The organism is Synechococcus sp. WH 7805 (genome assembly GCF_000153285.1).
In the GTDB taxonomy this organism is placed as follows: domain Bacteria; phylum Cyanobacteriota; class Cyanobacteriia; order PCC-6307; family Cyanobiaceae; genus Synechococcus_C.
In genome coordinates this window covers 947845-972032 of record NZ_CH724168.1, presented here as the reverse complement: position 1 = coordinate 972032, position 24188 = coordinate 947845, and the positions used below count along the sequence as shown (strand labels likewise).

Here is a 24188-nt window from a genome sequence, read left to right as displayed (position 1 = left end):
CTCAGGAGGCCTTCAACCAGCTGAACATCGACCGCAGACCCTTGCCCACTTCTTCAATTTTGTGGCCACGGTCCTTCTCGCGGATCTTGTTCATCTCGGGCTTGCCGGCCTCGCATTCAGCGACAAAGTTTTTGGCGAAGGTTCCGTCTTGGATGTCGCTGAGGATGCGCTTCATCTCCGCTTTGGTGTCGTCGGTGATCAGGCGTGGACCACTGACGTAGTCACCGTATTCGGCGGTGTTGGAGATGGAGTCACGCATCGCCGACAGACCACCCTTCACCATCAGATCCACAATCAGTTTCACTTCGTGCAGGCATTCGAAATAGGCCAACTCGGGTTGATAGCCAGCTTCCACCAGGGTTTCGAAACCAGCCTTCACCAGTTCGGAGAGGCCGCCGCAGAGTACGGCCTGTTCACCGAACAGATCAGTCTCGGTTTCCTCCTTGAAGTTGGTCTCCAGAATTCCTGCTCGGGTGCCACCGATCCCTTTTGCGTAGGCCATGGCAAGGCCTCTGGCTTGGCCTGAAGCGTCCTGCTCGATGGCGAAGAGAGCAGGAACACCTTGACCGTTCTGATACTCCCAACGCACGGTATGCCCTGGGCCCTTGGGGGCGATCATCACCACATCAACGTCGGCAGGCGGCTGGATCAGACCGAAGCGGATGTTGAAGCCATGGGCAAAGCTCAGCACCTTGCCGGCTTTCAGATGCGGTGCAATCTCCTTGGCATAAACGTCTTTCTGGAATTCATCGGGCAAGAGCACCATGATCCAGTCGGCTTTTTCGGCAGCTTCCGCCACAGAGAGAACCTCGAGACCGTCGGCCTTGGCTTTCTCAGCGGAGCGGCTGCCTTCGTACAGACCCACCACCACGTCAACGCCACTGTCCTTGAGATTGAGGGCATGGGCATGGCCCTGGGAGCCATAGCCGATGATGGCTACCGTCTTGCCGCTGAGTAGCGAGAGATCGGCATCGGTGTCGTAGAAAAGCTGAGCCATCCGGACGGTGGTTGTGGAGCTTGGTAACGACTGAGCTTACGCAAGCACCGTGTTTAAACCTTTGAGGGAGCGTCGGGACTTGTCTGACGCGCAACGTTTGAAGCCCTAGTTTTGGTTTTAATTGCGATCGTTATGGATCCTGTCCTTAGTTGCCTGGATCCCGCCGCTGCGGCTGCTTCATCTCTGTTCGATGCACATATGCGTGCAGAAATGGACTCGGACCTTGACGGGACCATGGCAACGATGGTGAAACATCCCCATCTGCTCAACTTGGGTTCAGGGACTGGTGGACAGGGTGCTGAGGCAGTCCGACGTTTTTATGCCGAGCAGCTGATCGGTCAGTTTTTTCCGCCGGATGCTGAATTCATTCCGATCTCGCGCACGACCGATGCGAACCGTTTGGTGGATGAAGTGGTGATCCGCTTCACCCATTCTCAAATCATCAGTCATCTGCTGCCAGGGGTCCAGCCAACAGGACGACGAGTAACCCTTGCTTTAGTGGTTGTGGTTGGGTTGTCCGAGGGCAAAGTGTCGTTCGAACACATTTACTGGGATCAAGCCGGACTGTTGGTTCAGCTCGGATTGCTCGATGGGACCGGATTGCCCATTGATCCCAGTACAGGCGAGCGCCTGCTTGCGCTCATGAATGACAGCTCACTCAGGCCTCGTTCGGATGAGCGATCACACGATCGATGAGGCCGTAATCCATGGCTTCCTGGCTGCTGAGGAAATAATCACGATCAGTGTCCTTTTCGATTTTCTCAAAGCTCTGGCCGCTCATCTCCGCCATGGAGCGGTTGAGCATCTCCTTCATGCGCAGGATTTCCCGGGCTTCGATTTCGATGTCGCTGGCCTGCCGTTGCGCTGTCCCGCCTAGGGGCTGGTGGATCATGATTCGGCTGTGAGGGAGAGCCAATCGCTTGCCCTTGGTACCCGCTGCAAGAAGAAAAGCGCCCATGGAGGCGGCGAGGCCGACGCAGATCGTGACAACGTCACTCTTCACGTACTGAATGGTGTCGTAGATGGCTAAGCCAGCCGTTACCGAGCCACCTGGAGAATTGATGTAGAGGTAGATCGGCTTGCCGCTGTCTTCAGAGTCGAGGTACAGCATCTGAGCCACCAAGCTATTGGCGACGGCGTCATTGACTTCTGAGCCAAGAAACAAAATCCTCTCAACTCCCAGACGGGTGTAGATGTCGACCCAGCGCTCCATTTGGCTGCCGGGAAGGCGGTAAGGGACGCTCGGGGTTCCGATGGGCATGGATCCTGGGGGATGAAGAGTGGGAAGAGTGGAGGAAGAAGGGTGTTAGGCCGCGGGAACCGGAGATGGAAGATCTTTGCGACTGGTAAGAACCCGGTCGATCAGTCCATAGTCCTTGGCTTGATCCGGAGTGAGGTAGCTCATGCGGTCGGAATCCTTTGAGAGTTCTTCCACAGAACGCCCTGTGTTGGCGGCGAGGATTTCAAGCATGGCGCGCTTGTTGTGAAGAACCTCTTTCGCTCGGATCTGAATGTCCGTGGCTTGGCCGCGGGCACCGCTACGAGGTTGGTGCAACACGATCGAGGAATGCGGAAGCGCTGCGCGCTGCCCTTTGGTACCGGCAGAAAGGATCACGGCCGCTGTGCCCATGGCCTGACCGATGCAGATGGTGTGGACAGGAGGTTTTACGTAGCGGAGGGTGTCGCAGATCGCGAACGCTTCTGTTTCGAAGCCGATGGCATCTCCGGTGTACCAGGTCGTTCCTGTGGAATTGATGTAGAAATAAATTGGCTTGTCGGGATCATCAAATTCCAGATAAAGGAGCTGGGCGATGATCAGCTCAGTGACATCGATACCCACTTGACGCTTGGTGTCATCGTCGGAAAAGAGTGGAAGACCCAGATAGACGATTCGCTCCTTCAGTAGCAATGAAGGAAGATCCGGCGGTGGTGTTCTCATCACCGACGAGTCTCCGTAATAAGGGGCTGATGTGGTCATCCGCTTCTCATCAACTGTCGTGAGAGGGAGCTTAGCGGGATTCCGGTGTCGGACGTTCGTTGTTTTTGCTCTTGCGTGCTGGCTGAGCGTTTCGGCTCTCTTTGCCTCCACCCACCGGCGCACTGTCCTTGTTTAAACGGGCAAAAACCATGCGACCACTTGGGTTCTGTAGGGCGCCAGTAATCACGATCGGACGGCGTTCTCCAATCGCCGAACGGGCGTTTTCCACGACCACCATCGTGCCGTCCTCGAGGTAGGCCACGCCCTGGTGATCCTCCTTTCCCTCACGCACGATTTTCAGATTGAGTTCATCCCCAGGTTGTACTTCTGGACGCAGCGCAATGACCAGTTCGCTGAGGTTCATCACCTTCAGGCTCTTCAGCCGTGCCACCTGGGCCAAATTGAAGTCAGCGGTCACCAGGGTGCCACCGGTGTCCTCGGTCAACTGGAGTAGACGATCATCAGTTCCGGCACCGTCGTAGCGGGTGGTGTTGATGACCAAGCGGCGCTCATAGGCTTCGCGCAGTTCATTGAGCAGCTTGAGTCCACGACGCCCTTTGCCGCGTTTTTCGAGGTTGTTGGAGTCTGAAAGCTGCTGCATCTCATCGATCACGGTCTGCGCCACGATGACTTTCCCTTCGAGCAGGCCGCAGCCGATCATTCCGCGGATACGACCATCGATGATCACGCTGGTATCAAGAATCTTGGCTGTCGCCGGTGTGAGAACTCCGTCGGCCACCAACAGTGCTTCCGTTGAGGTTGGATTGAAGAGCCGAAGCAGGGTGCGTCCGTGCACTTCGGCCAGGTTGTACCCAAGCACGCCGAAGAATCCGTTGCTGAGAATGGCTGCGAGGGGTTTCACCAGGGAGCTAGCCCCTGCCAGGGGGAGCAACAGGATTGGTGCCAGCAGCAAGTTGGCCACCAGAAGCCCCAGGATGAGGCCAACAGCTCGGCTTACGAGCAGGTCGGTCGGCATGGTCCGCACTTGCTGCATCAGCTGTTGACGCAGTCTCCGGAACACCAGGCCGGCCACGATGCCAATGCCCGCGCCCGTGGCTGTGAGCCCGAGACGCACCCACTGGGCATTCACGTCATCGAGTAGCTCCTGTGGCAGGAGGTGGACCCCCATCCAGCCTGTGGCTGAACCGGAGATCAGAAACAGAATGAGAATGAGCGCTTCCACCATCGTGTTGGATCCCGGCTGCTCACCCCGTTTGAAGGCAGCATGCATCATCGTCGATCGTTTGGCCCGGGATGATGTCCGCACTTGCGCCCAGAAGTGCGTATCTCCATATTCCCTTCTGCCATCGCCGCTGCTTTTACTGCGATTTCGCAGTGGTTCCTCTTGGCGATCGCGTCAATGCCCAGAACGGTCCCGGCAGTCTCACCATCAAGGCTTATCTGGAGCTGATTCTTAAGGAGATCCGCTCGTCGCCACCAGGTCCTCCCTTGGCGACGATCTACATCGGCGGCGGCACGCCATCTCTGCTCACGCCTGATCAGGTGCGATGTTTGCTCGACGCTCTCGCTGATCGGTTTGGCGTGCAGAGAGGGGCTGAAATCACGTTGGAGATGGATCCAGCCAGCTTCTCTCTTGAGGAACTCAGGGCGCTGGTCCGCCACGGCGTGAATCGGGTGAGCCTTGGTGGGCAGAGCTTTGATGACGTTGTTCTCGCTGGGCTGGGACGCCGGCATCGCCGCAAGGATGTGCTTGAGGCCTGCCACTGGATGCAGCGGTTTCTGCAAGACGGACGTCTTCGGAGCTGGAGCCTTGATCTGATTCGAAATCTCCCGAATCAAGATGATGAGGCCTGGGCTGATGTGCTGACGCAGGCTGTGGAGCTGCAGCCTCCGCATTTATCCATTTACGACCTCAGCGTTGAACCCGGCACCGTGTTTGCCAGGCGCGAGCAGCAGGGGGTGCTCATGCTTCCCGATGAGGACGGTGCGGCCGATCGGATCGCTTTCACGACGCAGTATCTCTCTGACGCGGGCTATTGCCGCTACGAGATTTCCAATTTCTCCAGACCGGGGCACGCCTCCCGCCATAACCGTGTGTACTGGAGCGGTGCCGGATGGTGGGCTTTTGGCCTTGGCGCTACCAGTGCACCCTGGGGAGAGCGTTTCGCCAGGCCGCGCACCCGGGAGGCTTATGCCGAGTGGCTTAACCGGCAAGAACTGGATGGGCCCCATTCCTCTCTGTTGTCACAGAGTGCCACTCCGCTCTCGTTGGAAGACCGACTATTGGTGGGGCTGCGTTGCCGAGAAGGGGTGGATCTGCAGCAGCAGGCTCAACACTGTGGGTGGACTGCCCATCGCTGTTCTTTGCATCTTCCCCAGCTGGCAGAACGCTGGGAGCAGTTCCTGAACCAGGGCTTGATGGAGAGACGAGGGGGACGCTGGCGACTCACAGACCCCCTTGGCATGGCCCTCAGCAATCAGATCCTGGTGGAGGTGGTGCAGTGGTGGGAGTCGTTGCCGATCCACGCTGACCCTCCAACCAGGACCGGAGTGCTTCGACGCCCAGAGTCCTCCCCTCCAGGAGTGCAGGGCTGAAGGGTGGCTGCGTTGGAGTCAGCCCCAGCAGATCAGCTGTCACGCTCACCTGGCCATCGCAGTCCTGCCCAGCGCCGATTCCAATCACAGGGATTTGAAGGTTTCGCCGCACCTGACCCGCCAGCCCTTCCGGAATGTGTTCCAGAACCAACGCAAAGCAGCCGGCCGTCTCGAGGTGGCTGGCGTGGCGCAGTAAGCGCTCCTGGCTAACTGGATCCTTCGCTTGGCGGCGGTACCCCAGCTGATGCACTGATTGGGGTGTCAGTCCTAAGTGGCCCATGACTGGAATGCCCATGCGCACCAGCCGCTCGATCACTTTCACCACCTCCGGTTCGGCGCCTTCCAGCTTCACGCCGGCTGCAGAGGAGTGCTTCAGCAGGTGCCCTGCAGCAGCCACGGCACGATCAAGACCGCACTGGTAGCTCAGAAAGGGCAGATCCGTAATTACCAAAGGTTGATCGGATGGAGGCTTGCGCAACCCTCTGCAGACCGCCTGGGTGTGCTGCAGCATCTGCTCAAGGGTCACAGGCAACGTGGTGGCGTGACCAAGGCTCACCATGGCTAGGGAGTCCCCGACCAGCACGATGTCAGCTCCTGCTTCTTCAACGACAGAGGCACTGAGGGCATCCCAAGCCGTGAGCATGGCGATGGTGCGACCGGATTGTTTGAAGCGGATCAGATCAGAGGTTCGCAACCCCTTCCTCGGTTCAGGAGAAGTCCATTGCTAACATCTTGAACGACTCGGACCCATGCGGTTCAGACGCCCAAACCTGGTCAGATCCGGAAGGCAGCAGCCACACGGGATGCTCGGGACAGGCGTGGATTCCGGGTCACCCCTTATAAAGCCGACGGCATCGTGGGACGCTCACAGGGATGCCCGCATCATTCTGATTGATCAGTGCGGGATTGACGCTGACGCAAAAACTCGGGAATCCTTGCTCCAGCATCCATGGGTTCAGGGGACACATAAGGCATGGCTGCCGGTTTTGGAATGCTTCGCTCACTGCGATAGGGCTGGCCGCTTTCAAAACCCGTGGCAATCACAGTGACGTGAATTTCCCCTTCGAGAGCTTCGTCCACCACGGCTCCCACGATGATGTTCGCTTCAGGATCCACCACGTCGTAGATCACTTCTGAAGCGCTGGTCATGTCTTCGAGGGTCATGTCACGACCACCACTGATGTTGATCACACATCCCTTGGCACCATCGATCCGAGCCGCCTCGAGGAGTGGACTGTTGATCGCAGTCTGAGCCGCTTCGATGGCACGAGAGCGACCGGATCCGACGCCGATACCAAGCAGAGCTGTACCGGCTTCGGTCATCACCGAACGCACGTCGGCAAAATCAACATTGACAAGGCCTGGGCAAGTGATGATGTCGCAAATTCCCTTCACACCCATTCGCAACACGTCATCGGCACTGCGGAATGCTTCCTGAAGAGGAGCTGCTGCAATGGCATCTCTGAGCCTGTCATTGGGAATCACGATCAGCGTGTCCACATGTTCAGCAAGACGTGCGATCCCTTCATCGGCTTGACGCATCCGGCGGCGACCTTCAAATCCAAAGGGTTTGGTGACGATGCCGACTGTGAGCGCACCACTTTCCTTGGCGACCTCAGCGACAACGGGGGCTGCGCCAGTTCCGGTTCCGCCGCCCATGCCTGCGGCGATAAAGACCAGATCAGAACCCTGAATGGCTTGCTGAAGATCAGCTCTGGATTCTTCTGCTGCTTTCTGGCCGATGCTGGGATTGCCACCAGCGCCGAGCCCCCGGGTGAGGGTTTGACCGAGTTGAACACGATGAACGGCCGCGGACTGGATCAGGGCTTGGGCATCGGTGTTCAGCACCCGATAGGTCACTCCCTCGAGATCGCTGATGATCATGCGATTGACAGCATTGCTTCCACCACCACCAACGCCGATGACTTCAATGCGCGCTGACTGACTTGGAAGAATTCCTTCTTCAGCTGGAGACGACGACTGCTGACCGTTCACTATCTCCATCGTTACTTTTGAGCCGTTGTGCTGCGTTTGCATTATGTCCCTGCGAGTGACGATCGCCGACAGTGCCGACACACTCGGTTTTCTTCAGGAAGAGCGCAACCGGTGGTCAGGATTTGCTCGCTTTCTTCGGGGGAGGTGGAGGCAACTGCAGTTCAGGTTTGCTGGGATCCGATAAATCAATTGTGCTGTTGTTCTGACCTCGCAGCTGTGGAGGCAGGCTGCGTGTCAGCTCAATCACGGTGTTGATCTGCTGGTCCAGCAAGGCCGCGTTAGACCCGAGTTTCACGAGGCCGAGAGAGGCCATGCGCACACTGAGATCTCCATCGGGAGCCACAAGAACCACCTGCAGAGGGCTGCCAAGTTGATCCCGTTTCTCGAGGAGTTTTGCGATGGTTGCGCGACGAGTCAAAGTCCAGCCCTGAACGCGGACATCGCTTTCAGGGGTTTCTTCTGCAAGGGCTGCTGTCATAGGCATCCAAAACCCTTCACGATCGACCATCCCTCTCTCGATGCCGCCAGCTGCGTTTCGCGTGGCTGCCGCGATCGGACGTCGATCCATCAGTTTGATCTCCAGGCCAGGTGGCAGGAGCCGGCGATGGATAGAGACAGACTGCACCGGCAGTTCGTCCATCAAGAGTCGCTCGAGGTTGCCCGGCTGGAGTGACAGAAGTGGTATTGGGAAACGTAGGTCCCCTGCTTCGACAACGCTCTCCGCCCCCACCCGGTCGCTTCCGCTGACTCGAATTTGATCGATTGAGCGGAGGTTCCAGCCGGAACTCAGCAAAATCCAGGCCAGCGCAGTGGTTGAACCGGCAAAGAACAGGATCCGCCATGCCTGAATGATCCGTTCGCGCAGTTTCTCTTGCCGAAGCCTTCGGCGGCGCTCGATGTTTGGAGGCAGTGGGGCCGAAGGGTTCGGCGTTGGAGAGGGTGTTGACGGGGTCTGAATGCTGGCCATCACAGGTCACATCGGGCCTTGGTCATCAGCTGCTCCATCCAGCGACGGGCCCGTTCCGCATCCGAGAAGGGCACGTCCATCTGCTGTCCCTCGCCGATCAGTCGAAGACGGCACTGTCCCTGGGATTCCTCAGACAGTGGGGTGTCTCCAGAGGCAAGGGACATCAGCTCAACGAGCTCCAGGGTCTTAATCACAAATCGACCCTCTTCTCGGAAACTCCCGGCATGAAAACTGCTCCAAGTGAGTTCCCCATCCTTCAAACGAGCCGCCCCACACCCGTCGAGTTTGGCGAGTTCGGCCGACAGACTCCACTGCCTGAAGAGGTTCTGTCTGCGCCGCTCGAGCCAACCGAGTGCTGCAAGCAGCACAAACATTAGGAGCAGTGGTAGCCAGAGAAGTCCGTGCATCATTGCCGCTTTCCCTGAATCACTCGACTCATTCTCGCGCTGTGTCTACCAGCTGCGCCACCAATTGCGGTAATGGGATACCTGTGGCCTCCCAGAGTGTGGGATACATGCTTTGGGAGGTGAAGCCTGGGAGGGTGTTGATTTCATTGAGCCAGATCTGGCCCGATGTTTCGTCGTAGAACACATCCACGCGCGCCTGGCCATAGGCATGGACGGCCTGGCAAGCCCGGATCGCCATGGCTTGAATCTGCTGGCTCACTGATGCTGGAAGTGGAGCGGGAATCAGCGTTTGACTGCGCCCCTCGGTGTACTTGGTTTCGTAGTCATACCAGTCGGCGTCAAAGCGGATCTCACCCACCACAGAGGCCCGCAAATGACGACGCCCTAATACGGCGCATTCGAGCTCTCTGGCTTTGACACCTTGCTCCACAAGCAATCTGGTGTCGAGCACAGCAGCCTGGTGCAAGCCATCCAGTAGCTCATCTCTCGTTCGGGCCTTCGTGATGCCCACAGATGACCCAAGGTTGGCGGGTTTAACGAAACAGGGGTATCCCAACTCCTTCTCCAACCTGGTCAGAAGCTGCTCAAGCCGCTCCGGTTCCTCCAGGTCGATCGCATTCAATCCCAGATAGGGAACCTGGGAGAGTCCTGCTGCCGCGAATGCGGCTTTCATCGCGAGTTTGTCCATTCCCACTGCGGATCCGAGCACCCCGGAGCCCACGAAGGGTTTGTTCATCAGCGTGAACAGACCTTGCACCGTGCCGTCTTCACCGTTGGGACCATGCAAAACCGGATACCAGATGTCCACCGTGTCGGGATCCACCGGCCACTGACGCAGCCCTGGAGCGGGCAGAGGTTGGGGCAGGTCTTCGGAGTTGATGGCGTGGTTCTGGTCGAGAACGCGCTGGGCCACTGTCGGGCCCCACCAGCGACCCTCGCGATCGATGTAAACCGGAATCACCTCGAACCGATCTTGATTGTCCGGGGCGATTAATGCCTTGATCACCGTGAGGGCCGATTGGATCGATACGGCATGCTCTCCGGACTCACCTCCGAACACCACGCCAACGCGGAGAAGGGAAGTCGGCATGGGCTCGGAGTTGGCAGTTCGGGTTAACCCGCAACGTATCAGCTGTTCAGAGGAGTGCCACTAAGCGAGAAGGATCGAACGGCATCGATGCGCACCTGAACCAGATCACCGGCACTGAAGCGGCGGCCATTCCCATTCTCAGAACGGAAAAATGTCAATCTGTTGGTGCGGGTGCGCCCCATCAACTGGGACGGATCCTTGGGATTGATGCCTTCAGCCAGCACCTCTTCCACGCGGCCGGAGTAGCGCTCGTTGCGTTCCCGCGCGCAGCGCTCCACCAGCGCATTGATTTCTCTGAGTCGCTCCACTTTGGTGTCTTCAGAAAGCTGGTTGTCCCAGTTGGCGGCTGGGGTGTTCGGGCGTGGTGAGTAAGCGGCTGTGTTCACCTGGTCGAAACCGATCTCCTCGATCAGCGCCAGGGTGCGCCGGTATTGGGCATCGGTCTCACCCGGGAAGGCCACGATCACATCTGCACTCAGAGAGGCATCGGGCATTCGATCCCGAATTCTGTCGATGATGCGCCTGTAGCGCTCCACGGTGTAGCCCCGAGCCATGGCCCGCAGCACGTCGTTGTCACCGCTTTGGAACGGGATGTGGAAGTGCTCGCAGAGTTTGGGAAGGTCGGCGCAGGCATCAATCAGGCGCTCGGTGAAATAGCGGGGGTGACTGGTGGCGAAGCGGATCCGCTCAAGGCCCTCCACGGAGTGGACGTGATGGAGCAGATCGGTGAGGGTGTGCTGCCGGCGGCCCTCGGGCGTGATTCCCGGCAGGTCACGTCCGTAGGCGTCGATGTTCTGCCCCAGCAGGGTGATCTCTTTGAAGCCTTGGGCCGCGAGTCCCTCCATCTCAAGCCTGATGGCATCCGGGAGCCGTGACTGCTCCTTGCCCCGTACCGAGGGAACCACACAATAGGTGCAGCGCTCGTTGCAGCCGTAAATCACATTCACCCAGCCGCAGATGCTGCTGTCGCGTCTGGCGGTGGTGATGTCTTCAAGGATGTGGTGCTCTTCGGTGGCAACCACTTGCTGCCCGCTGTCCACCTGCTGAAGCAGCGTTTCGAGCCGGTTGGCGTGCTGAGGTCCCATCACCAGGTCGAGCTCCGGCACCCGTCGCAACAAGGATTCGCCTTCCTGCTGCGCCACACAGCCCGCCACTACCAAGGTGAGATTTGGGTTCGTGCGTTTGCGTTGGGCCTGACGTCCCAAATAGCTATAAACCTTTTGCTCTGCGTTATCGCGAATGGTGCAGGTGTTGTAGAGCACTAGATCGGCATCCAGTTCGCCGCTCGCTTCCCGATAGCCCATGGATTCGAGAATCCCCGCCATGCGCTCGGAGTCGGCCTTGTTCATCTGGCAGCCGAACGTGGTGATCCAGTAGCTGCCACGCTCCCGGTTCGGCAGCATTTCGGTGGTAGGTGAAGCGGTTACGGTCAAGGCAAAGAGCCGTCCGAGGGATCGGCGGCGTCGAACGCTGCTTTCAGTGTCGGATACGGCGGTGCTGTGCCAGCTTGTGGACTGGTGCTCGCGGGCCATGGGTTGGAGTCTGCGTCGATTTCCGCTCACGAAGGCGGTGCCTCTGGCAATCAGCAGGGGAACCACGTCCGTTGTGGAACGCCTGGAACTTCGCCTGGACCATGGCGGGACTGTGGGGTTAGGGGAAACCGGCGGGCTGGATACGGGCCATCGCGCCTATGCGCTGGAGGGCATCGAGGCTGAACTCCAGGCCCTGTTGCCGACTTTGGAGTGCCTGAATCCTCAGGACCGTCATGGCCTGGCACCGTGGCTGGCCACCCTGTCTCCGCCGGCTCGGTGTGCGGTGGATCTGGCCCTCTGGGACTGGTGGGGGCGGCAGCTGGGGCAACCGATCTGGAGGCTGTTGGCGTTGGATGGAACCAGCGAGGTGGCCACGAGCGTCACCTTGGGTCTCGCCTCTGTTGAGAAGGTTCTTGAGCGTCTTGATCGCTGGTGGAGGCAGATGCCAGCCACCCGCATCAAGCTCAAACTCGGCAGTCCCGAGGGACTGGATCATGACCGTGCCCTGTTGCAGGCGGTGGCTATCGCCCTTCAGGAGCGCTCCCAGCGAATGGCGGTGGCGCATGAACTTCAGGTGGATGCCAACGGCGGCTGGACTCTCGAGCAAGCCAAGGCGATGCAAGCACCGTTGGAGCAGGCGGGGGTGGTGTTGCTGGAGCAGCCGCTGCCCGCTCGCGTTGATCTGGAGGAGGATCTGGAGGGATTTGCAGCGCTACGCCCAGATTGCAATCTGCCCTTGGTGGCTGATGAGAGCTGTTGGGATCTGAAGGACCTACTCAGGCTTGCGCCACACGTGGACGGCGTGAATCTCAAGCTGCTGAAGACTGGAGGTCTGACTGAGGCCTGGCTGATGGCCCAGGTAGCTGAGCGGCTTGACCTAGATCTGATGGTGGGCTGCTATTCCGACAGCACACTGCTTAATGCGGCAGCGGCTCAATTGCTGTCTCTGATCCGCTGGCCTGACTTGGACAGCCACCTCAATTTGGTGGACGATCCTTACAAGGGTTTGCCGCTCAAAGGGGATCAACTTCTGCCACCGCAGGGAAGCGGCTTGGGCGTTACGCCGGTGGAGGCCTCCTGATGCTTGCTGACCAGGATCCTGTGGTGCTTCTTCAGCACGGTGGGCTGGACAATCTCATGGGCAAGACCGGCCTGGCGATGTTGCGTCATCGGCGTGGGCCGATCGTGGCTGTGATTGACCCTGAGCATGCCGGTCGAACGCTGGAGAGCATCACGGGTATTCCCAGGCCTGTGCCTGTCGTCAAGGATCTGGACGATGCGCTTCCCTATCGACCGTCCGTGGCCGTGGTCGGCCTTGCTCCATCTGGTGGTGTGCTGCCTGCGGCCCTGCGCTCGGATGTGTTGTCTGCACTCCGTGCGGGGCTGTCGGTGGCCAGTGGTCTTCACACCCATCTGGCGGATGATCCGGAGCTCAGCGCGGCGGTTCAGCCTGGATGCTGGATCTGGGATCTCCGCTGCGAGCCCGAGGGACTCAGGGTTGGCCAGGCCAGGGCTGCCGCTCTGCCTTGCAAGCGCGTTCTGGCTGTCGGAACCGATATGGCTGTCGGCAAAATGAGTGCCTGTCTGGCCATTCAGGACTCAGCCCGCTGCCTTGATGTGCCGGCCGTTTTTGTGGGGACAGGACAGGCGGGAATCCTCATCAGTGGCCAGGGAGTGCCCCTGGATGCGGTGCGGGTTGATTACGCCGCTGGTGCTGTAGAGGCGGCTGTGCTCAGCGCAGCGTCTTCAGTACCTGGAGATGCTCTTCTTCTCGTGGAGGGACAGGGATCGCTTTGCCATCCAGGCTCGACAGCCACACTGCCCTTGATGCGCGGCAGCCAGCCAACGGCGTTGCTGATGGTTCATCGTGCCCGGCAGACGCAGATCCATCGCTTGCCCGATATTGCTCTGCCACCACTTGAGGATGTGATTCAGCTGTGTGAAGGACTTGCCTCCATCGGCCGACCGCGAGGAGCCGGCCCGCCACCTCTGGTGAAAGCTGTGGCGCTGAACACCGCAGGCCTGACTGATGAGGAATGCGAGCGCGAAACAGCAGAACTCAGCCAAAAACTTTCCCTCCCCTGCTCTGATCCGATCAGACAAGGTGCAGATTCCCTCACGAGGGGATTGATCGCTCCGTGAATCTCACAAAGAAAGATGTGTAGGGCGAGCGAGGGGATTCGAACCCCCGAATAGCGGCGCCACAAGCCGCTGCCTTAACCACTTGGCGACGCCCGCCGCGTCGGTAAGAATCTACCAATCCGCCCTCCAGGCCCTGCGTACGTCACCTGCACATTGGCGCTGGCCTCCGGCGACAGCGATCGCCATGTCGCTCCTGCTCGGAGGGAGTGTCGCCGCTCTCGTGATCACCAATCCCACCAAGGAGGACTACACCGCCCATGCCGGAACACAACTTGTGAGCCTGGCCACGAACGAGCTCTGCTACCAGCGCACACTGCCTCTGGTGTTGCAGATCTGGATTAAGGATTGTCCCCGCCTGATCGCGGACCAGGAAGTGACGCTTGCCTCTCTCGCCAGCCAGTTCACACGACGGTGGAATTTAGGATTGGCCAGTATTTACCTGACCACTGTGGGGGGGCAGGATCTGCTCCCTACCTTGCGTCTCCCCCGCTACTCCGTCACCACCTTGGGGGTTGCGGGTCGATTTTTGGTCCTGAAAACCCAGTCCGATGCCGGTCGGATGGAATGAAGCCGAAGGGTGCGGGATCTTTGCGAAGCCGATGCCCGGCGAGCCTTCTGGAGTTGCCTTCAGGGGTTGCGCTGGAGCCATCTGCAGATGGCTTGCTCTCCGTTGAGCTGCGTTGGAAAGATGGCGAGCTCACGTCCGTGTTACCTGCTGAGGACGCCCAGGGCCTGGTGATGCCGCGGTTGGCCGAGCCCCATGCTCACCTTGATAAAGCCTTCTCTTGGCCAGACCACCCCAATCTTTCGGGGACCTACGCCGGAGCGATGGAGGCCAACATGCGAGAACATCGCACCCGCACCGCAGATCGGGTGCATGAACGCAGTGAGCGAGCTCTGGAACTGGCCTGGCGCCACGGAGTGCGAGCCGTTCGATCGCATATTGACAGTCTTGGACCAGGGGCTGCCTGCAGCTGGGAGGTGTTGACGGAGACCCGTCAGCGCTGGCGGGAGCGCCTCGAACTCCAGTTGGTAGCTCTCGTGCCAGTCGAGCATTGGTCCACTCCTGAGGGAAAGCATCTGGCGGCCCAGGTAGCAGCGGCCGAAGGGGTGATCGGTGGCGTGATCGAACCTCCTTGTCCTGGGCGGGCTCCACGTCGAGCGTTGCGACGCCTGCTGGAGCTGGCGGAGGACCTCGGATGCTCGGTTGATCTGCACATCGATGAGGCGTCGGAGCATCCTGCTGCCGGGGTTCGCCAACTGCTCAGGGTTCTCAGCACGATGACCGTGTCGGTGCCGATCACCTGCAGCCATGCCAGCAGCCTTTCGCTGCTGAATTCAGCCTCGCTACGGCGACTGGGGGAGCGGATGGCGGAGCACCAGCTGCAGGTGGTGGCTTTGCCTCTCACCAACGGATGGCTGCTGGGGCGTCGAGGGCAGGCCACGCCGGTGCAACGACCTCTTGCACCGATCCGACAGCTGCAGGACTGCGGTGTATGTGTTGCTGTGGGGGGAGACAACGTGCAGGATCCTTGGTTCCCTGGCGGAAACCTGGATCCCCTGGCTCTGATGGCGATGAGCATCCCACTGGCTCAGCTCGCTCCCTGGGATGAGGCGGGGATCGCACCATTCAGCAAGGATGCCGCTCGTTTGCTGGGCCTTGCTTGGGATGGGGTGCTGCGCCTTGGTGCTCCCGCAGATCTGATCCATCTGCACAATGGCGGCTGGCCCGAGCTGTTGTCGGCCCCTCCGCGCCGCAAGGTGCTGGTTGGTGGCGTCTGGGTTCAGGATTGAAAGGTTGTCCTGATCGTGGCTCCCGTGGTTCTTGAGACGTTGCGTGAGGAACTCGAGGCGGTGCCTGACCTCACCGTGCTGGAACGTCCGGAGGATCTTGATCGGTACTCGAAGGATGCCTACGACTACTCACCGGTGTTGCGGGAGCGTTTGAGGTTCTGTCGGGCAGCGCTGGTGGTGCGTCCGGAAACGGTGGATGCCGTGGCCTGTGTGGCTGCGGCCTGCTGCCGTCATGGCATTGCGCTCACCCTGCGGGGCGCAGGGACGGGCAATTACGGACAGAGCGTCCCCCTTGATGGAGGGGTGGTGATGCTGATGGGTCGCCTGCGTGCCGTTCGCACGATCGAGGCGACCACCGGTGTCGTCACGGTTGAATGCGGTTGCCTTCTGAAAGATCTCGATCAGGTGCTGCGTGGCCACGGTCGTCAGCTGCGCCTGCTGCCCAGTACGTGGCGCAGCGCCACGATCGGCGGCTTCATTGCCGGCGGCTCCGGTGGCATCGGTTCGGTGCGCTGGGGCTTTCTGCGCGATCCGGGCCATCTTCTCGGTCTTGAGGTGGTCACGATGGAGCCGGAGCCAAAGCGGCTCCAGTTGGAGGCCTCTGACGCGGAGGCGCTGAATCATGCCTACGGGACCAACGGGATCATCACCGCATTGACGCTCGCCACAGCGCCAACAGTGGATTGGCAGGAAGTGGTGATCGACTGCGTTGACTGGCCATCCGCTGTCGAGCTGGCGCGACGCTGCTGCGGATCGGCGTTGGACCTGCATCTCTGCACTGTGCTGGAGGCCGAAGTGGTGGCTCAGTTACCGGTCTGGGACTTCCCGGACACAAAGGCTGACCGTGTGCTTTTGCTGTCGGCCCCCGATGCGGTCAGCACGTTGGAGCGGTTGGCGGCCGACTGCGGTGCTGACGTGGTGTATCGCGGTGAGGAGATGCACCATGCCGGCCATGGCTTGCGTGAACTGACCTGGAACCACACCACCCTGCATCTGCGCCAGCACGACCCTGAATGGACGTACTTGCAGATGCTGCTTCCGCAACCTGAACTGGACTGCCTGCAAGCGCTGAAGCAGACCTGGGGCGGGGATGTGCTCATTCACCTGGAAGCCGTGCGCCAGCAGGGTGTACAGCGGCTTGCAGCCTTGCCGCTCGTACGCTGGCGCGGGGCTGAAGAGCTGGAGCGTTTGATGCAGCAGTGTCGCGAACTCGGGGCTCTGATCTTTAACCCTCATGTGTTGACCGTTGAGGGCGGAGGACTTGGCGTCGTGGATGGTGATCAGGTGGCCGCCAAGCGGCGTTTGGACCCGGCTGGTCTGCTGAACCCCGGGAAGCTTGGCGGTTTCAGCAGCTGAGGCTGTCGCGGGTCAGCACTCCAGTGGTGGGGTTCAGGCCTTCGGCCTCCTGGCAGAGTTTGCGCTGGTCATCTCGGTCCAGCAGGGCATCGCTGAAATCGGCGCCATCCACCTGAGCCCTGGCGAAGCTGCTTCCGGAGGCGATCACGCCGATCAAAACGGCGTCCCGCAGATCCGTTCCTGTGAAATCTGCACGATCCATGAGGGCATCACTGAGGTCGGCGCCCCGGAAGTTGGCATCGGCAAACGCACCCTGCGTGAAGATCGCCCCTTGCAGATTGGCCCCGCTGAAATCAGCTCCTTTGGCCGCCGCGCCGGCAAAGGAGGTGTTGCTGAGGGCCTGATCATGAAAATCAGCGCCGTTTTGATTGGTCAAGGTGTAATCCACCCGTTCCTGAAACAAGGCCCTGTCCTGGAGGCCCACCCCTGCCGAGGTGTCGAGTGCAACGGCGGGATCACATAGGAAGCCGATCACCAGGGTGATGGCGGTGATGACTTTCAGCAGCGGAGGCATGAACGACGGGCACAGCATCGAATCACTCTGCCTGCAACTGATGCGTCTCCAGCAGATGACCGATCAGATACAACGAACCGGCCACGACGGGGGCTGCCTGCGGCCATCCGTTGTTCTCGAGCTGGTTGAGCGCCTCAGCTGCATCTCCGGCGCCCCTGAGCTGGTGGGCGAACTCCGGCGCGTCATGCTGCAGTTGCTCCACGCTCCAGCTGCGGTGCTCTGGAACGGGAATGATCCAGGCCAGATCGTTGGGCTGCAGCAGGTGCTTCAGCATGGCCGGAGCCTGTTTATGCGCCTGGATCGCCAGCACCCAAATCTGCGGTTGATCGGCGGCCATCCAGCGACAACGTTCGTTGGCTAATGCCTCTGCAGCCGGTGGGTTGTGGGCTCCATCAACGCGCACGCGTCGTCCTTCCCACTGCATCCACTGCAGCCGGCCTGGCCAGCGGGCTGCCGCAAAGCCATCGCGCATGGCATCGACCGTGATTTCTTTGCCGTCGCGAGCCATCCATTCCAGGGCAGCTCTGGCCACGCCTGCATTGCTTCGCTGCAGATCTCCGGTTAAGCCGAGCGTCCAATCATTGGCAAGCGGTTCCACCCAGCGAAGGCTGGCGTCCATGGCTGAAACAGCGCGCTCCAGCACCCGCTGCACCTCCGGAAGCTGCGCCCCACTCACCACATGGCTCCCTGGTGGAATGGCCGCGGCTTTCTCAGTGGCAATCGCTTCCAGGGTCGCCCCGAGATGTTCCCGGTGGTCCAGGCCGATCGAGCCCACCGCAATCAGCCGTCGACGTGGATGGGCTGTGGTGGCGTCCAACCGGCCTCCCAAGCCAGCCTCCAGGACTAACCAGTCGGGGCGCTGGGCCTCAAAATGCACCAGGGCTGCACAGATCAGCTGCTCGAATGGGGTGAGCCGGTAGGTGGTCACCACCGACTGCAGGGTCTGGAGCAGGCAGCGAAGCTCTTCGATCGTGATCAGACGCTCGTTCACGCGGATGCGCTCGCACCAGCTCACGAGGTGGGGCGAGATGGTGAGGCCGGAGCGCAGTCCCGCGGCCATCAGTGCATGGTGAATGAAGCAGGCGATGGATCCCTTGCCATTGGTCCCCACCACCTGCACCGCGGGGATCGTGGCAGCCGGCTGCTGCAGTTCCCCCAGGGCCTCCTGCACGCGATCGAGGGAGAGGTCCATCCCCCTGAGATCGAAGCGCGGCAGCAGATCACTCAGATCATCTCTGCCGGATCCAGAGGGGAGGGGATTCACATCAGGTGCTGCAGAGCCCGATCCAGTCGGGTGAGCAGGGTTTGGATTTCCCGGGGACCAATCACCAGGGGAGGCACCATGCGCACCACCGCAGCGCCGGCAGGCACCAGCAGCAGCTGCTCTTCAAGGGCGGCCTTCACAACATCAGCAGCTGAAAATCCGCAGTTGTCTTGGAGAACCAGACCCTGCAGTAGTCCCCAGCCGCGGCTCCCCGCTAGGTGGTCGGGATAGCGCTCCACGAGGTGGGTCAGTCCTTTATGCAATTGCTTTCCCCGCGTCTGGACGTTTTTGAGTAGATCGCGTCGCAGCAATTCGTTGGCCACGGTGAGCCCCGCACGGCAGGCGAAGGGATTGCCGCCGAAGGTGCTGGCGTGATCACCAGGTTCAAACACGTCGGCGTGCTGACTGACTAGCAGGGCTCCGATCACGTGGCCTCCTCCAAGGCCTTTGGCCAGGGTGATGGCATCCGGTGTGACGCCGAGTTGTTGATATCCCCAGAGCGTGCCCGTGCGGCCCATGCCCACCTGGACTTCATCAAAGATCAGCAGGATGTCGCGCTCGCTGCAGAGCTTGCGGATGCGCTGCATCACAGCGGGATCGCCAGGATTCACACCGCCTTCGCCCTGAAGCGGTTCAATCAGAACAGCAGCCACCCTGGGGCCGTTCTGTTCCAGCTGTATCAGCAGCTGCTCGAAAGCGTCGCCGTCGTTGTAAGGAAAGAATTCGAATCCTTCCACCATGGGCTCGAACCCTTGGTGGTATCGCGGTTGACCGGTGGCACTCACCGCTGCCAGCGTCCGGCCATGAAAACTGGCTGCGGCCGTGATGATGACCGGGCGTTCGATCCCACGGCGCCTGTGGCCATGCTTTCGTGCCAGTTTGATCGCGGCTTCGTTGGCTTCAGCTCCTGAATTGCAGAAGAACACGCTGTCAGCGCAGCTGTTGACCACCAGCCATTGAGCGAGTTGTTCTTGTTCGGGGATTTTGTAAAGGTTGGAAACGTGCTGAAGCGTTTTCAACTGGCGGGAAAGGGCTCGCCGCAGGATGCGATCGCTGTGCCCGAGGGTGCAGGTGGCGATTCCTGCAACGGCGTCAAGGTGTCGTCGGTTCTGGTCATCCCACACCCAGCAACCGCGACCCCTCACAAGCGTCAAAGGAAAGCGGTTGTAGGTGCCCATCACCGCTGAGGACATTGAATCAGCCTTGGGCTCCACCATGACGCTGTGGCATTGATACTCCCTAGGGGAGCGTTAACGGGTCAGTGTTTTAGGGGTTAATAGAGAGTCTTCGCCAGCTGACGTGCATTCACTGGCTGGGTACTCACACGCTGGAAGTGAAGTAGGAGCGGTGGGACTTGAACCCACATGCCCGAAGGCGCTCGATTTTGAGTCGAGTCCGTCTACCAATTCCGGCACGCTCCCCTAGTGATTGATCCTAAGCGACCAACCCCAAACCCCCGCTCAGGAGAGGAGCCTTTCAAGCACGGCACCACAGGCGCGCAGTTTGGCTTCGATACCGGCGTAGCCCCGATCCAGATGGTTGAGGCCACGCACCTGGCTGCTGCCTCGGGCGACGAGGCCAGCAAGCACCATGGCGGCTGCAGCTCTCAAATCAGTTCCGTTCACAGGGGCGGCACTGAGGTTTGAAACACCTTCAACGACAGCGGTGTTTCCCTGGATGCGGATGGATGCGCCCATTCTCTGGAGCTCAGCCACATGTTGCATTCTGTTTTCGTAGATCTTCTCCGTAATGACGCTCGTGCCATTGGCTGTGGCCAGCAGAGCCATGAACGGAGCTTGCAGATCGGTCGGGAAGCCAGGAAATGGCTGGGTGGTGATGTCGACGCCCTTGATTTCTCCTGGGGTGATCGTGATGCCCTCCTCGTCGATCTCGAGCGCACAGCCGCAATCCCGCAGTTTTTGAAGCACGGCACTCAGGTGGTCGGGAACGACCGGTGCAACACGGAGGCGAGAGCGAGTGATGGCCGCCGCAAGCAGAAAGGTTCCAGCTTCAATTCGATCCGGAATCACTGAGTACTCACACCCGTGCAAGGTTTCCACTCCTTCGATCGTGATCGTGGGGCCACCGGCGCCGGTAATCCGGGCCCCCATGGCGTTGAGCAGGTTGGCAAGATCCTGAACCTCGGGTTCTTGAGCAGCGTTTTCAATCACGCTGATGCCTTCCGCCAGGGTTGCTGCCATCAGGATCGTTTCCGTGGCGCCCACGCTCGGGCAGTCCAACACGATGGAGGCCCCTTTCAGTCGCTTGCTCTCACCGGGGACTGCCGCTGTCACGACCCCGTGTTCCACAGTCACCAAAGCACCCAAGGCTTTCAATCCCCGGATATGCTCGACCACTGGTCGTGCACCGATGCGGCATCCGCCAGGAAGGGGTACTTTGGCGTAACCCATTCTGGCGAGGATGGAGCCGATGGCAAAAAAGCTGGCTCTCAATCCATTCACCAGTTCATAAGGAGGTTCAGCGCTCGTGAGACTGGACGCTTGAAGCTCAATGGTTTCCGAACGACGTCGAACCTTCACTCCGAGAGACACAAGGATGCTTTCCATCCCATCGATGTCGGTCAGGGGTGGAACGTTATGGAGGGTGAGACGCTCTGAGGTGAGTAGTGATGCTGTCATCAGCACCAGAGCCGAATTTTTAGCTCCGCTGACCCTCAGTTCACCTTGAAGCTTGTGTCCCCCAGCGATGGCGAGATGCGGCTTGAGAATGTCTTGAGACGGAGGCGCCGCTGTTGTCATTCCTCGCTTTCACCGAAATGTGCGCCCATCTTGACGAGATCGCGTGAGACCGTCTAGACGGCCGGCGCTCAAACTGGCTTGACAGCTCCTGGAGAGACGGCCCTTCGATGGCTTATGGTCAATTGGTCGCCTACGCGACAAACGCCAGCGGATGTGGCGGAATTGGTAGACGCGCTAGTTTCAGGTACTAGTGGCAGCAATGTCGTGGGAGTTCAAGTCTCCCCATCCGCACTATGTTGTTAGAGCTTGAGCTCTTAACTGCTGACCATGATCGTGCTGAAGATTTCCAACTCTTCCGAGGTGGTTGCGTCAAAGGTCGGCAAATTCCTTGAGTTTTTGACACCGGATTCCATCGATCAATCAACGGTTGAGGATCAGGTGATTAAAAAAATGGTTGAGAACCTTGCCGCAGAGGGACTTAAGGGCGAGATTGCCGCGGTGAAAGGTTTTGATATTGAAGGAACGGATCTTTCCATTCATGGGGAACTGAAGGTGCGAAAGCACACAACCTTCTGACGTGTCGGCGATTTCAGGGGCTGAGGGTGAACCGATTTCAAGTCGGCGCAATCCCCTGATCAAGCGGATTCGCTCTCTGCAAAGCAGAACAGGTCGAGAGAAGGAACAATGCGTTCTGCTTGAGGGAACGCACCAGGTGCAGGAACTTCTCGCGCAGGCCCTGCCGTGGACGGATCCATTGCAGGTTCTGGCCACACCGTTGTGGTTTCAGAACCATCAGGCTCTGCTTGCAGGCTTGCCAGGGCCAGTTCAGTTGCAGTTGATGAGTTCAGAAGCGCTCGGCGCCGCTCTGTCCACCGTGCATCCCGATGGGGTTGCCTGCCTTTGGCCGTTCAACCGTTTGCCTTCACCCGGTCCCCAACCAAACTTCGTTCTCGCCCTCGATCGTCTGCAGGATCCAGGCAATGTGGGAACCCTGCTGAGAACAGCCTTGGCAGCCGATGTTGAACAAGTCTGGATGGGGGCAGGGGCTGATCCACTCGGCTCGAAGGTCGTGCGGTCTGCTGCGGGAGCGATTCTGACGCTGCCGTTGCGCCGCTTCGGTTTGACGGATGCACAGGGGGTTGAACAACTGGCAACCGCCCTCAAGGAGGCCAGAACCAGAGGACTTCAGGTGGTGGCAACCCTTGTCCCAAACGCTGCAACAGGTCTTCAGGTGGAGCCGTATTGGCAGTTGGACTGGTGTCGTCCCACTGTGCTGGTGCTCGGCAATGAGGGATCAGGTTTGCATCCCCGTTTGCTGGCCTGCTGCAGCCATGGGGTCACCCTGCCTCATGGCCGGAAAGTGGAATCCTTGAATGTGGCAGCTGCCGCTGTTCCGCTTCTCTTGGAACGACGACGAGCGACAATGACGGCTCCCATGCAGCAGTCCGGGTGAGTGCAGCCAGTTTCGACTTCGATGTGATCGTGATCGGTGCCGGTTACGGCGGTTTCGATGCAGCGAAGCATGCCGCTGAGCATGGCCTGAAGGTCGCGATTATCGAGTCGCGCGACATGGGCGGGACCTGTGTGAATCGTGGCTGCGTTCCGTCCAAGGCTCTGCTCGCCGCTTCAGGTCGTGTCCGCGAGCTGGCGGATGCGGAGCATCTAGCGGGTTTCGGAATTCATGCGGCCCCGGTGCGCTTTGAACGCCAGAAAATCGCTGATCACGCCAACCAACTGGTGGCCACGATTCGCGGAAACCTCACCAAAACGCTGGAGAGGTCGGGGGTGACGATTATTCGTGGTTCCGGTCGTCTGGAGTCGGCTCAAGCCGTGGGCGTGCGGGAAATCAGTGGTGTGGACAGGGTGTTGACGGCCAAGGATGTGATTCTGGCGACAGGATCAGATCCCTTCGTTCCTCCGGGTATCGAGACCGATGGTCGCAGCGTGTTCACCAGCGACGAGGCCGTGAGTCTGGAGTGGCTTCCCCGCTGGCTCGCCATCATCGGCAGTGGTTATATCGGCCTTGAATTTGCAGACGTCTATACCGCTCTGGGCTGTGAGGTCACGATGATCGAGGCTCTTGATCGGGTGATGCCGACCTTTGACCCCGATATCAGCAGGATCGCCGCGCGCCACCTGATTGATGGACGGGATATCGATGCACGAGCAGGGGTTCTGGCCCAATCGATCAAACCGGGTGCGCCGGTTCAGATTGAACTGGTCGACATGCAGACACGTGAGCCTGTTGAGACCCTCGAGGTGGATGCTGTTCTGGTTGCCACCGGTCGTGTTCCCAGCAGCCGCACCCTCAACCTTGAAAAGCTCGGAGTGGAGACCCAGCGTGGGTTTGTGCCCATCAACGATCGCATGCAGGTGCTCGCCAATGGTCAACCGATTCCGCATCTTTGGGCGGTTGGTGATGTCACTGGAAAATTGATGCTTGCTCACACCGCTGCCGCCCAGGGAACTGTGGCCATCGACAACATCCTTGGCCACAACCGCGAGATCGATTACCGCAGCATTCCAGCTGCCACCTTCACCCATCCAGAGATCAGTTCAGTGGGACTCAGTGAAGCCGATGCCAAGCAATTGGCGGCTGATCAGGGATTTGAGCTGGGTGTGGTGCGCAGTTACTTCAAGGCCAATTCCAAGGCTCTCGCTGAATTGGATAGCGATGGACTGATGAAGCTTCTCTTTAACAAGGTTTCAGGAGAGGTGTTAGGAGCGCACATCTATGGGTTGCATGCCGCTGATCTGATCCAGGAGGTGGCCAATGCCGTGGCACGTCGTCAGAGCGTACGTCAGTTGGCCAATGAAGTGCACACACACCCAACGTTGAGTGAAGTCGTAGAAGTTGCTTATAAATTAGCTTTATCTACTATTGCCTGATCAATCAG

General features: G+C 59.7%; 23 protein-coding genes, 3 tRNA genes, 1 other RNA gene and 1 pseudogene. 12 read left to right on the top strand and 16 right to left on the bottom strand.

Features of this window, described 5'->3' with window-relative positions:
• Nucleotide 1: 1 nt before the first annotated feature.
• Nucleotides 2-997, bottom strand: a complete 996-nt coding sequence (ilvC, locus tag WH7805_RS05220; RefSeq protein ID WP_006041963.1) for a ketol-acid reductoisomerase — start codon at nucleotides 995-997, stop codon at nucleotides 2-4.
• 132 nt (nucleotides 998-1129) lie between these two features.
• Here ilvC and WH7805_RS05215 point away from each other — a divergent pair, with 132 nt between their 5' ends.
• A complete protein-coding gene (locus WH7805_RS05215) occupies nucleotides 1130-1693 on the top strand; it encodes a hypothetical protein (RefSeq protein WP_006041962.1) in 564 nt (187 codons plus the stop codon).
• Here the strand turns inward: WH7805_RS05215 and WH7805_RS05210 are convergent.
• The 3 genes from WH7805_RS05210 to WH7805_RS05200 are packed head-to-tail and all read right to left on the bottom strand — an operon-like array spanning nucleotide 1656 to nucleotide 4209.
• Complete coding sequence (locus tag WH7805_RS05210; RefSeq protein ID WP_006041961.1) at nucleotides 1656-2258, bottom strand: ATP-dependent Clp protease proteolytic subunit; 603 nt, start codon at nucleotides 2256-2258, stop codon at nucleotides 1656-1658. The genes WH7805_RS05215 and WH7805_RS05210 overlap by 38 nt on opposite strands.
• Before the next feature lie 45 nt (nucleotides 2259-2303).
• Nucleotides 2304-2975, bottom strand: a complete 672-nt coding sequence (locus tag WH7805_RS05205; RefSeq protein WP_006041960.1) for an ATP-dependent Clp protease proteolytic subunit — start codon at nucleotides 2973-2975, stop codon at nucleotides 2304-2306.
• A 31-nt stretch (nucleotides 2976-3006) separates the two neighbouring features.
• Nucleotides 3007-4209, bottom strand: a complete 1203-nt coding sequence (locus tag WH7805_RS05200) for a PIN/TRAM domain-containing protein (RefSeq protein WP_006041959.1) — start codon at nucleotides 4207-4209, stop codon at nucleotides 3007-3009.
• 23 nt (nucleotides 4210-4232) lie between these two features.
• On the opposite strand from WH7805_RS05200, the pseudogene hemW reads away from it, so the two are divergent.
• Nucleotides 4233-5525: pseudogene (gene hemW, locus WH7805_RS05195) on the top strand (radical SAM family heme chaperone HemW); the annotation flags it as partial.
• Here hemW and panB read toward each other — a convergent pair.
• The gene (panB, locus tag WH7805_RS13805; protein ID WP_071933680.1) at nucleotides 5407-6225 is read right to left on the bottom strand and encodes a 3-methyl-2-oxobutanoate hydroxymethyltransferase; all 819 of its coding nucleotides are present in this window, start codon (nucleotides 6223-6225) and stop codon (nucleotides 5407-5409) included. The pseudogene hemW and the gene panB sit on opposite strands and share 119 nt — an antisense overlap.
• Nucleotides 6226-6269: 44 nt before the next feature.
• Between panB and ffs the strand changes: the two genes are divergently transcribed.
• Nucleotides 6270-6366: signal recognition particle sRNA small type (gene ffs, locus WH7805_RS13800), an RNA gene on the top strand.
• Nucleotides 6367-6413: 47 nt separating this feature from the next.
• Here the strand turns inward: ffs and ftsZ are convergent.
• From ftsZ to miaB, 5 genes are all read right to left on the bottom strand, one after another.
• Nucleotides 6414-7568, bottom strand: coding sequence for a cell division protein FtsZ (ftsZ, locus tag WH7805_RS05190; RefSeq protein WP_038004437.1), 1155 nt, complete (start codon nucleotides 7566-7568; stop codon nucleotides 6414-6416).
• A 73-nt stretch (nucleotides 7569-7641) separates the two neighbouring features.
• Entirely contained in the window at nucleotides 7642-8493 is an 852-nt protein-coding gene (locus tag WH7805_RS05185) for a cell division protein FtsQ/DivIB (RefSeq protein ID WP_006041955.1), read from the bottom strand.
• Nucleotides 8493-8903 carry a hypothetical protein gene (locus tag WH7805_RS05180; RefSeq protein WP_038004434.1) on the bottom strand — a complete coding sequence of 137 codons (411 nt, stop codon included), beginning with the start codon at nucleotides 8901-8903 and terminating at the stop codon, nucleotides 8493-8495. The genes WH7805_RS05185 and WH7805_RS05180 overlap by 1 nt, the downstream gene beginning before the upstream one ends.
• A gap of 25 nt (nucleotides 8904-8928) precedes the next feature.
• Entirely contained in the window at nucleotides 8929-9990 is a 1062-nt protein-coding gene (locus tag WH7805_RS05175; RefSeq protein WP_006041953.1) for a D-alanine--D-alanine ligase family protein, read from the bottom strand.
• A 38-nt stretch (nucleotides 9991-10028) separates the two neighbouring features.
• Nucleotides 10029-11393: a tRNA (N6-isopentenyl adenosine(37)-C2)-methylthiotransferase MiaB gene (gene miaB, locus WH7805_RS05170; protein WP_038005078.1), complete on the bottom strand. Its 1365-nt coding sequence runs from the start codon at nucleotides 11391-11393 to the stop codon at nucleotides 10029-10031.
• A gap of 127 nt (nucleotides 11394-11520) precedes the next feature.
• Here miaB and WH7805_RS05165 point away from each other — a divergent pair, with 127 nt between their 5' ends.
• Together WH7805_RS05165 and WH7805_RS05160 are read left to right on the top strand one after the other, a co-directional pair.
• Nucleotides 11521-12603, top strand: coding sequence for an enolase C-terminal domain-like protein (locus tag WH7805_RS05165; RefSeq protein ID WP_006041951.1), 1083 nt, complete (start codon nucleotides 11521-11523; stop codon nucleotides 12601-12603).
• The gene (locus WH7805_RS05160; protein ID WP_006041950.1) at nucleotides 12603-13664 is read left to right on the top strand and encodes a DUF1611 domain-containing protein; all 1062 of its coding nucleotides are present in this window, start codon (nucleotides 12603-12605) and stop codon (nucleotides 13662-13664) included. Before WH7805_RS05165 ends, WH7805_RS05160 begins: the two co-directional genes overlap by 1 nt.
• A gap of 23 nt (nucleotides 13665-13687) precedes the next feature.
• Here WH7805_RS05160 and WH7805_RS05155 read toward each other — a convergent pair.
• Nucleotides 13688-13760, bottom strand: a tRNA-His gene (locus tag WH7805_RS05155).
• Between WH7805_RS05155 and WH7805_RS05150 the strand changes: the two genes are divergently transcribed.
• The 3 genes from WH7805_RS05150 to WH7805_RS05140 are packed head-to-tail and all read left to right on the top strand — an operon-like array spanning nucleotide 13747 to nucleotide 16814.
• Complete coding sequence (locus WH7805_RS05150) at nucleotides 13747-14232, top strand: DUF4359 domain-containing protein (protein ID WP_156783620.1); 486 nt, start codon at nucleotides 13747-13749, stop codon at nucleotides 14230-14232. The two genes, WH7805_RS05155 and WH7805_RS05150, sit on opposite strands and share 14 nt — an antisense overlap.
• A complete protein-coding gene (locus tag WH7805_RS05145) occupies nucleotides 14229-15458 on the top strand; it encodes an amidohydrolase family protein (protein ID WP_006041948.1) in 1230 nt (409 codons plus the stop codon). The genes WH7805_RS05150 and WH7805_RS05145 overlap by 4 nt, the downstream gene beginning before the upstream one ends.
• 24 nt (nucleotides 15459-15482) lie before the next feature.
• The gene (locus tag WH7805_RS05140) at nucleotides 15483-16814 is read left to right on the top strand and encodes an FAD-binding oxidoreductase (RefSeq protein ID WP_006041947.1); all 1332 of its coding nucleotides are present in this window, start codon (nucleotides 15483-15485) and stop codon (nucleotides 16812-16814) included.
• On the opposite strand, the gene WH7805_RS05135 is transcribed toward WH7805_RS05140, so the two are convergent.
• The 5 genes from WH7805_RS05135 to murA all read right to left on the bottom strand — a co-directional run bounded on the left by WH7805_RS05135 (nucleotide 16804) and on the right by murA (nucleotide 21351).
• On the bottom strand, nucleotides 16804-17328 hold the full coding sequence (locus tag WH7805_RS05135) for a pentapeptide repeat-containing protein (RefSeq protein WP_050751979.1): 525 nt from the start codon (nucleotides 17326-17328) through the stop codon (nucleotides 16804-16806). The genes WH7805_RS05140 and WH7805_RS05135 overlap by 11 nt on opposite strands.
• A 22-nt stretch (nucleotides 17329-17350) precedes the next feature.
• Nucleotides 17351-18592: a folylpolyglutamate synthase/dihydrofolate synthase family protein gene (locus WH7805_RS05130; protein WP_006041945.1), complete on the bottom strand. Its 1242-nt coding sequence runs from the start codon at nucleotides 18590-18592 to the stop codon at nucleotides 17351-17353.
• Nucleotides 18589-19809, bottom strand: a complete 1221-nt coding sequence (locus WH7805_RS05125; protein WP_006041944.1) for an aspartate aminotransferase family protein — start codon at nucleotides 19807-19809, stop codon at nucleotides 18589-18591. The genes WH7805_RS05130 and WH7805_RS05125 overlap by 4 nt, the downstream gene beginning before the upstream one ends.
• A 122-nt stretch (nucleotides 19810-19931) precedes the next feature.
• Nucleotides 19932-20013, bottom strand: a tRNA-Leu gene (locus WH7805_RS05120).
• Nucleotides 20014-20052: 39 nt separating this feature from the next.
• A complete protein-coding gene (gene murA / locus WH7805_RS05115) occupies nucleotides 20053-21351 on the bottom strand; it encodes a UDP-N-acetylglucosamine 1-carboxyvinyltransferase (protein WP_006041943.1) in 1299 nt (432 codons plus the stop codon).
• A gap of 147 nt (nucleotides 21352-21498) precedes the next feature.
• On the opposite strand from murA, the gene WH7805_RS05110 reads away from it, so the two are divergent.
• From WH7805_RS05110 to lpdA, 4 genes are all read left to right on the top strand, one after another.
• A tRNA-Leu gene (locus tag WH7805_RS05110) sits at nucleotides 21499-21582 on the top strand.
• Between the two features lie 36 nt (nucleotides 21583-21618).
• The gene (locus tag WH7805_RS05105; protein WP_006041942.1) at nucleotides 21619-21867 is read left to right on the top strand and encodes a hypothetical protein; all 249 of its coding nucleotides are present in this window, start codon (nucleotides 21619-21621) and stop codon (nucleotides 21865-21867) included.
• Nucleotide 21868: 1 nt separating this feature from the next.
• Nucleotides 21869-22744: an RNA methyltransferase gene (locus tag WH7805_RS05100; protein WP_006041941.1), complete on the top strand. Its 876-nt coding sequence runs from the start codon at nucleotides 21869-21871 to the stop codon at nucleotides 22742-22744.
• Nucleotides 22741-24180 carry a dihydrolipoyl dehydrogenase gene (gene lpdA, locus WH7805_RS05095; protein ID WP_006041940.1) on the top strand — a complete coding sequence of 480 codons (1440 nt, stop codon included), beginning with the start codon at nucleotides 22741-22743 and terminating at the stop codon, nucleotides 24178-24180. The genes WH7805_RS05100 and lpdA overlap by 4 nt, the downstream gene beginning before the upstream one ends.
• Nucleotides 24181-24188 lie beyond the last annotated feature (8 nt).

What these genes read in the sequence shown, in the direction of transcription:
- ilvC (WP_006041963.1), bottom strand. Translation starts at nt 997, where the DNA reads ATGGCTCAGCTTTTCTACGACACCGATGCCGATCTCTCGCTACTCAGC.
- WH7805_RS05215 (WP_006041962.1), top strand. Translation starts at nt 1,130, where the DNA reads ATGGATCCTGTCCTTAGTTGCCTGGATCCCGCCGCTGCGGCTGCTTCA.
- WH7805_RS05210 (WP_006041961.1), bottom strand. Translation starts at nt 2,258, where the DNA reads ATGCCCATCGGAACCCCGAGCGTCCCTTACCGCCTTCCCGGCAGCCAA.
- WH7805_RS05205 (WP_006041960.1), bottom strand. Translation starts at nt 2,975, where the DNA reads ATGACCACATCAGCCCCTTATTACGGAGACTCGTCGGTGATGAGAACA.
- WH7805_RS05200 (WP_006041959.1), bottom strand. Translation starts at nt 4,209, where the DNA reads ATGATGCATGCTGCCTTCAAACGGGGTGAGCAGCCGGGATCCAACACG.
- ftsZ (WP_038004437.1), bottom strand. Translation starts at nt 7,568, where the DNA reads ATGCAAACGCAGCACAACGGCTCAAAAGTAACGATGGAGATAGTGAAC.
- WH7805_RS05185 (WP_006041955.1), bottom strand. Translation starts at nt 8,493, where the DNA reads ATGGCCAGCATTCAGACCCCGTCAACACCCTCTCCAACGCCGAACCCT.
- WH7805_RS05180 (WP_038004434.1), bottom strand. Translation starts at nt 8,903, where the DNA reads ATGATGCACGGACTTCTCTGGCTACCACTGCTCCTAATGTTTGTGCTG.
- WH7805_RS05175 (WP_006041953.1), bottom strand. Translation starts at nt 9,990, where the DNA reads ATGCCGACTTCCCTTCTCCGCGTTGGCGTGGTGTTCGGAGGTGAGTCC.
- miaB (WP_038005078.1), bottom strand. Translation starts at nt 11,393, where the DNA reads ATGCTGCCGAACCGGGAGCGTGGCAGCTACTGGATCACCACGTTCGGC.
- WH7805_RS05165 (WP_006041951.1), top strand. Translation starts at nt 11,521, where the DNA reads ATGGGTTGGAGTCTGCGTCGATTTCCGCTCACGAAGGCGGTGCCTCTG.
- WH7805_RS05160 (WP_006041950.1), top strand. Translation starts at nt 12,603, where the DNA reads ATGCTTGCTGACCAGGATCCTGTGGTGCTTCTTCAGCACGGTGGGCTG.
- WH7805_RS05145 (WP_006041948.1), top strand. Translation starts at nt 14,229, where the DNA reads ATGAAGCCGAAGGGTGCGGGATCTTTGCGAAGCCGATGCCCGGCGAGC.
- WH7805_RS05135 (WP_050751979.1), bottom strand. Translation starts at nt 17,328, where the DNA reads ATGCCTCCGCTGCTGAAAGTCATCACCGCCATCACCCTGGTGATCGGC.
- WH7805_RS05125 (WP_006041944.1), bottom strand. Translation starts at nt 19,809, where the DNA reads ATGGTGGAGCCCAAGGCTGATTCAATGTCCTCAGCGGTGATGGGCACC.
- murA (WP_006041943.1), bottom strand. Translation starts at nt 21,351, where the DNA reads ATGACAACAGCGGCGCCTCCGTCTCAAGACATTCTCAAGCCGCATCTC.
- WH7805_RS05105 (WP_006041942.1), top strand. Translation starts at nt 21,619, where the DNA reads ATGATCGTGCTGAAGATTTCCAACTCTTCCGAGGTGGTTGCGTCAAAG.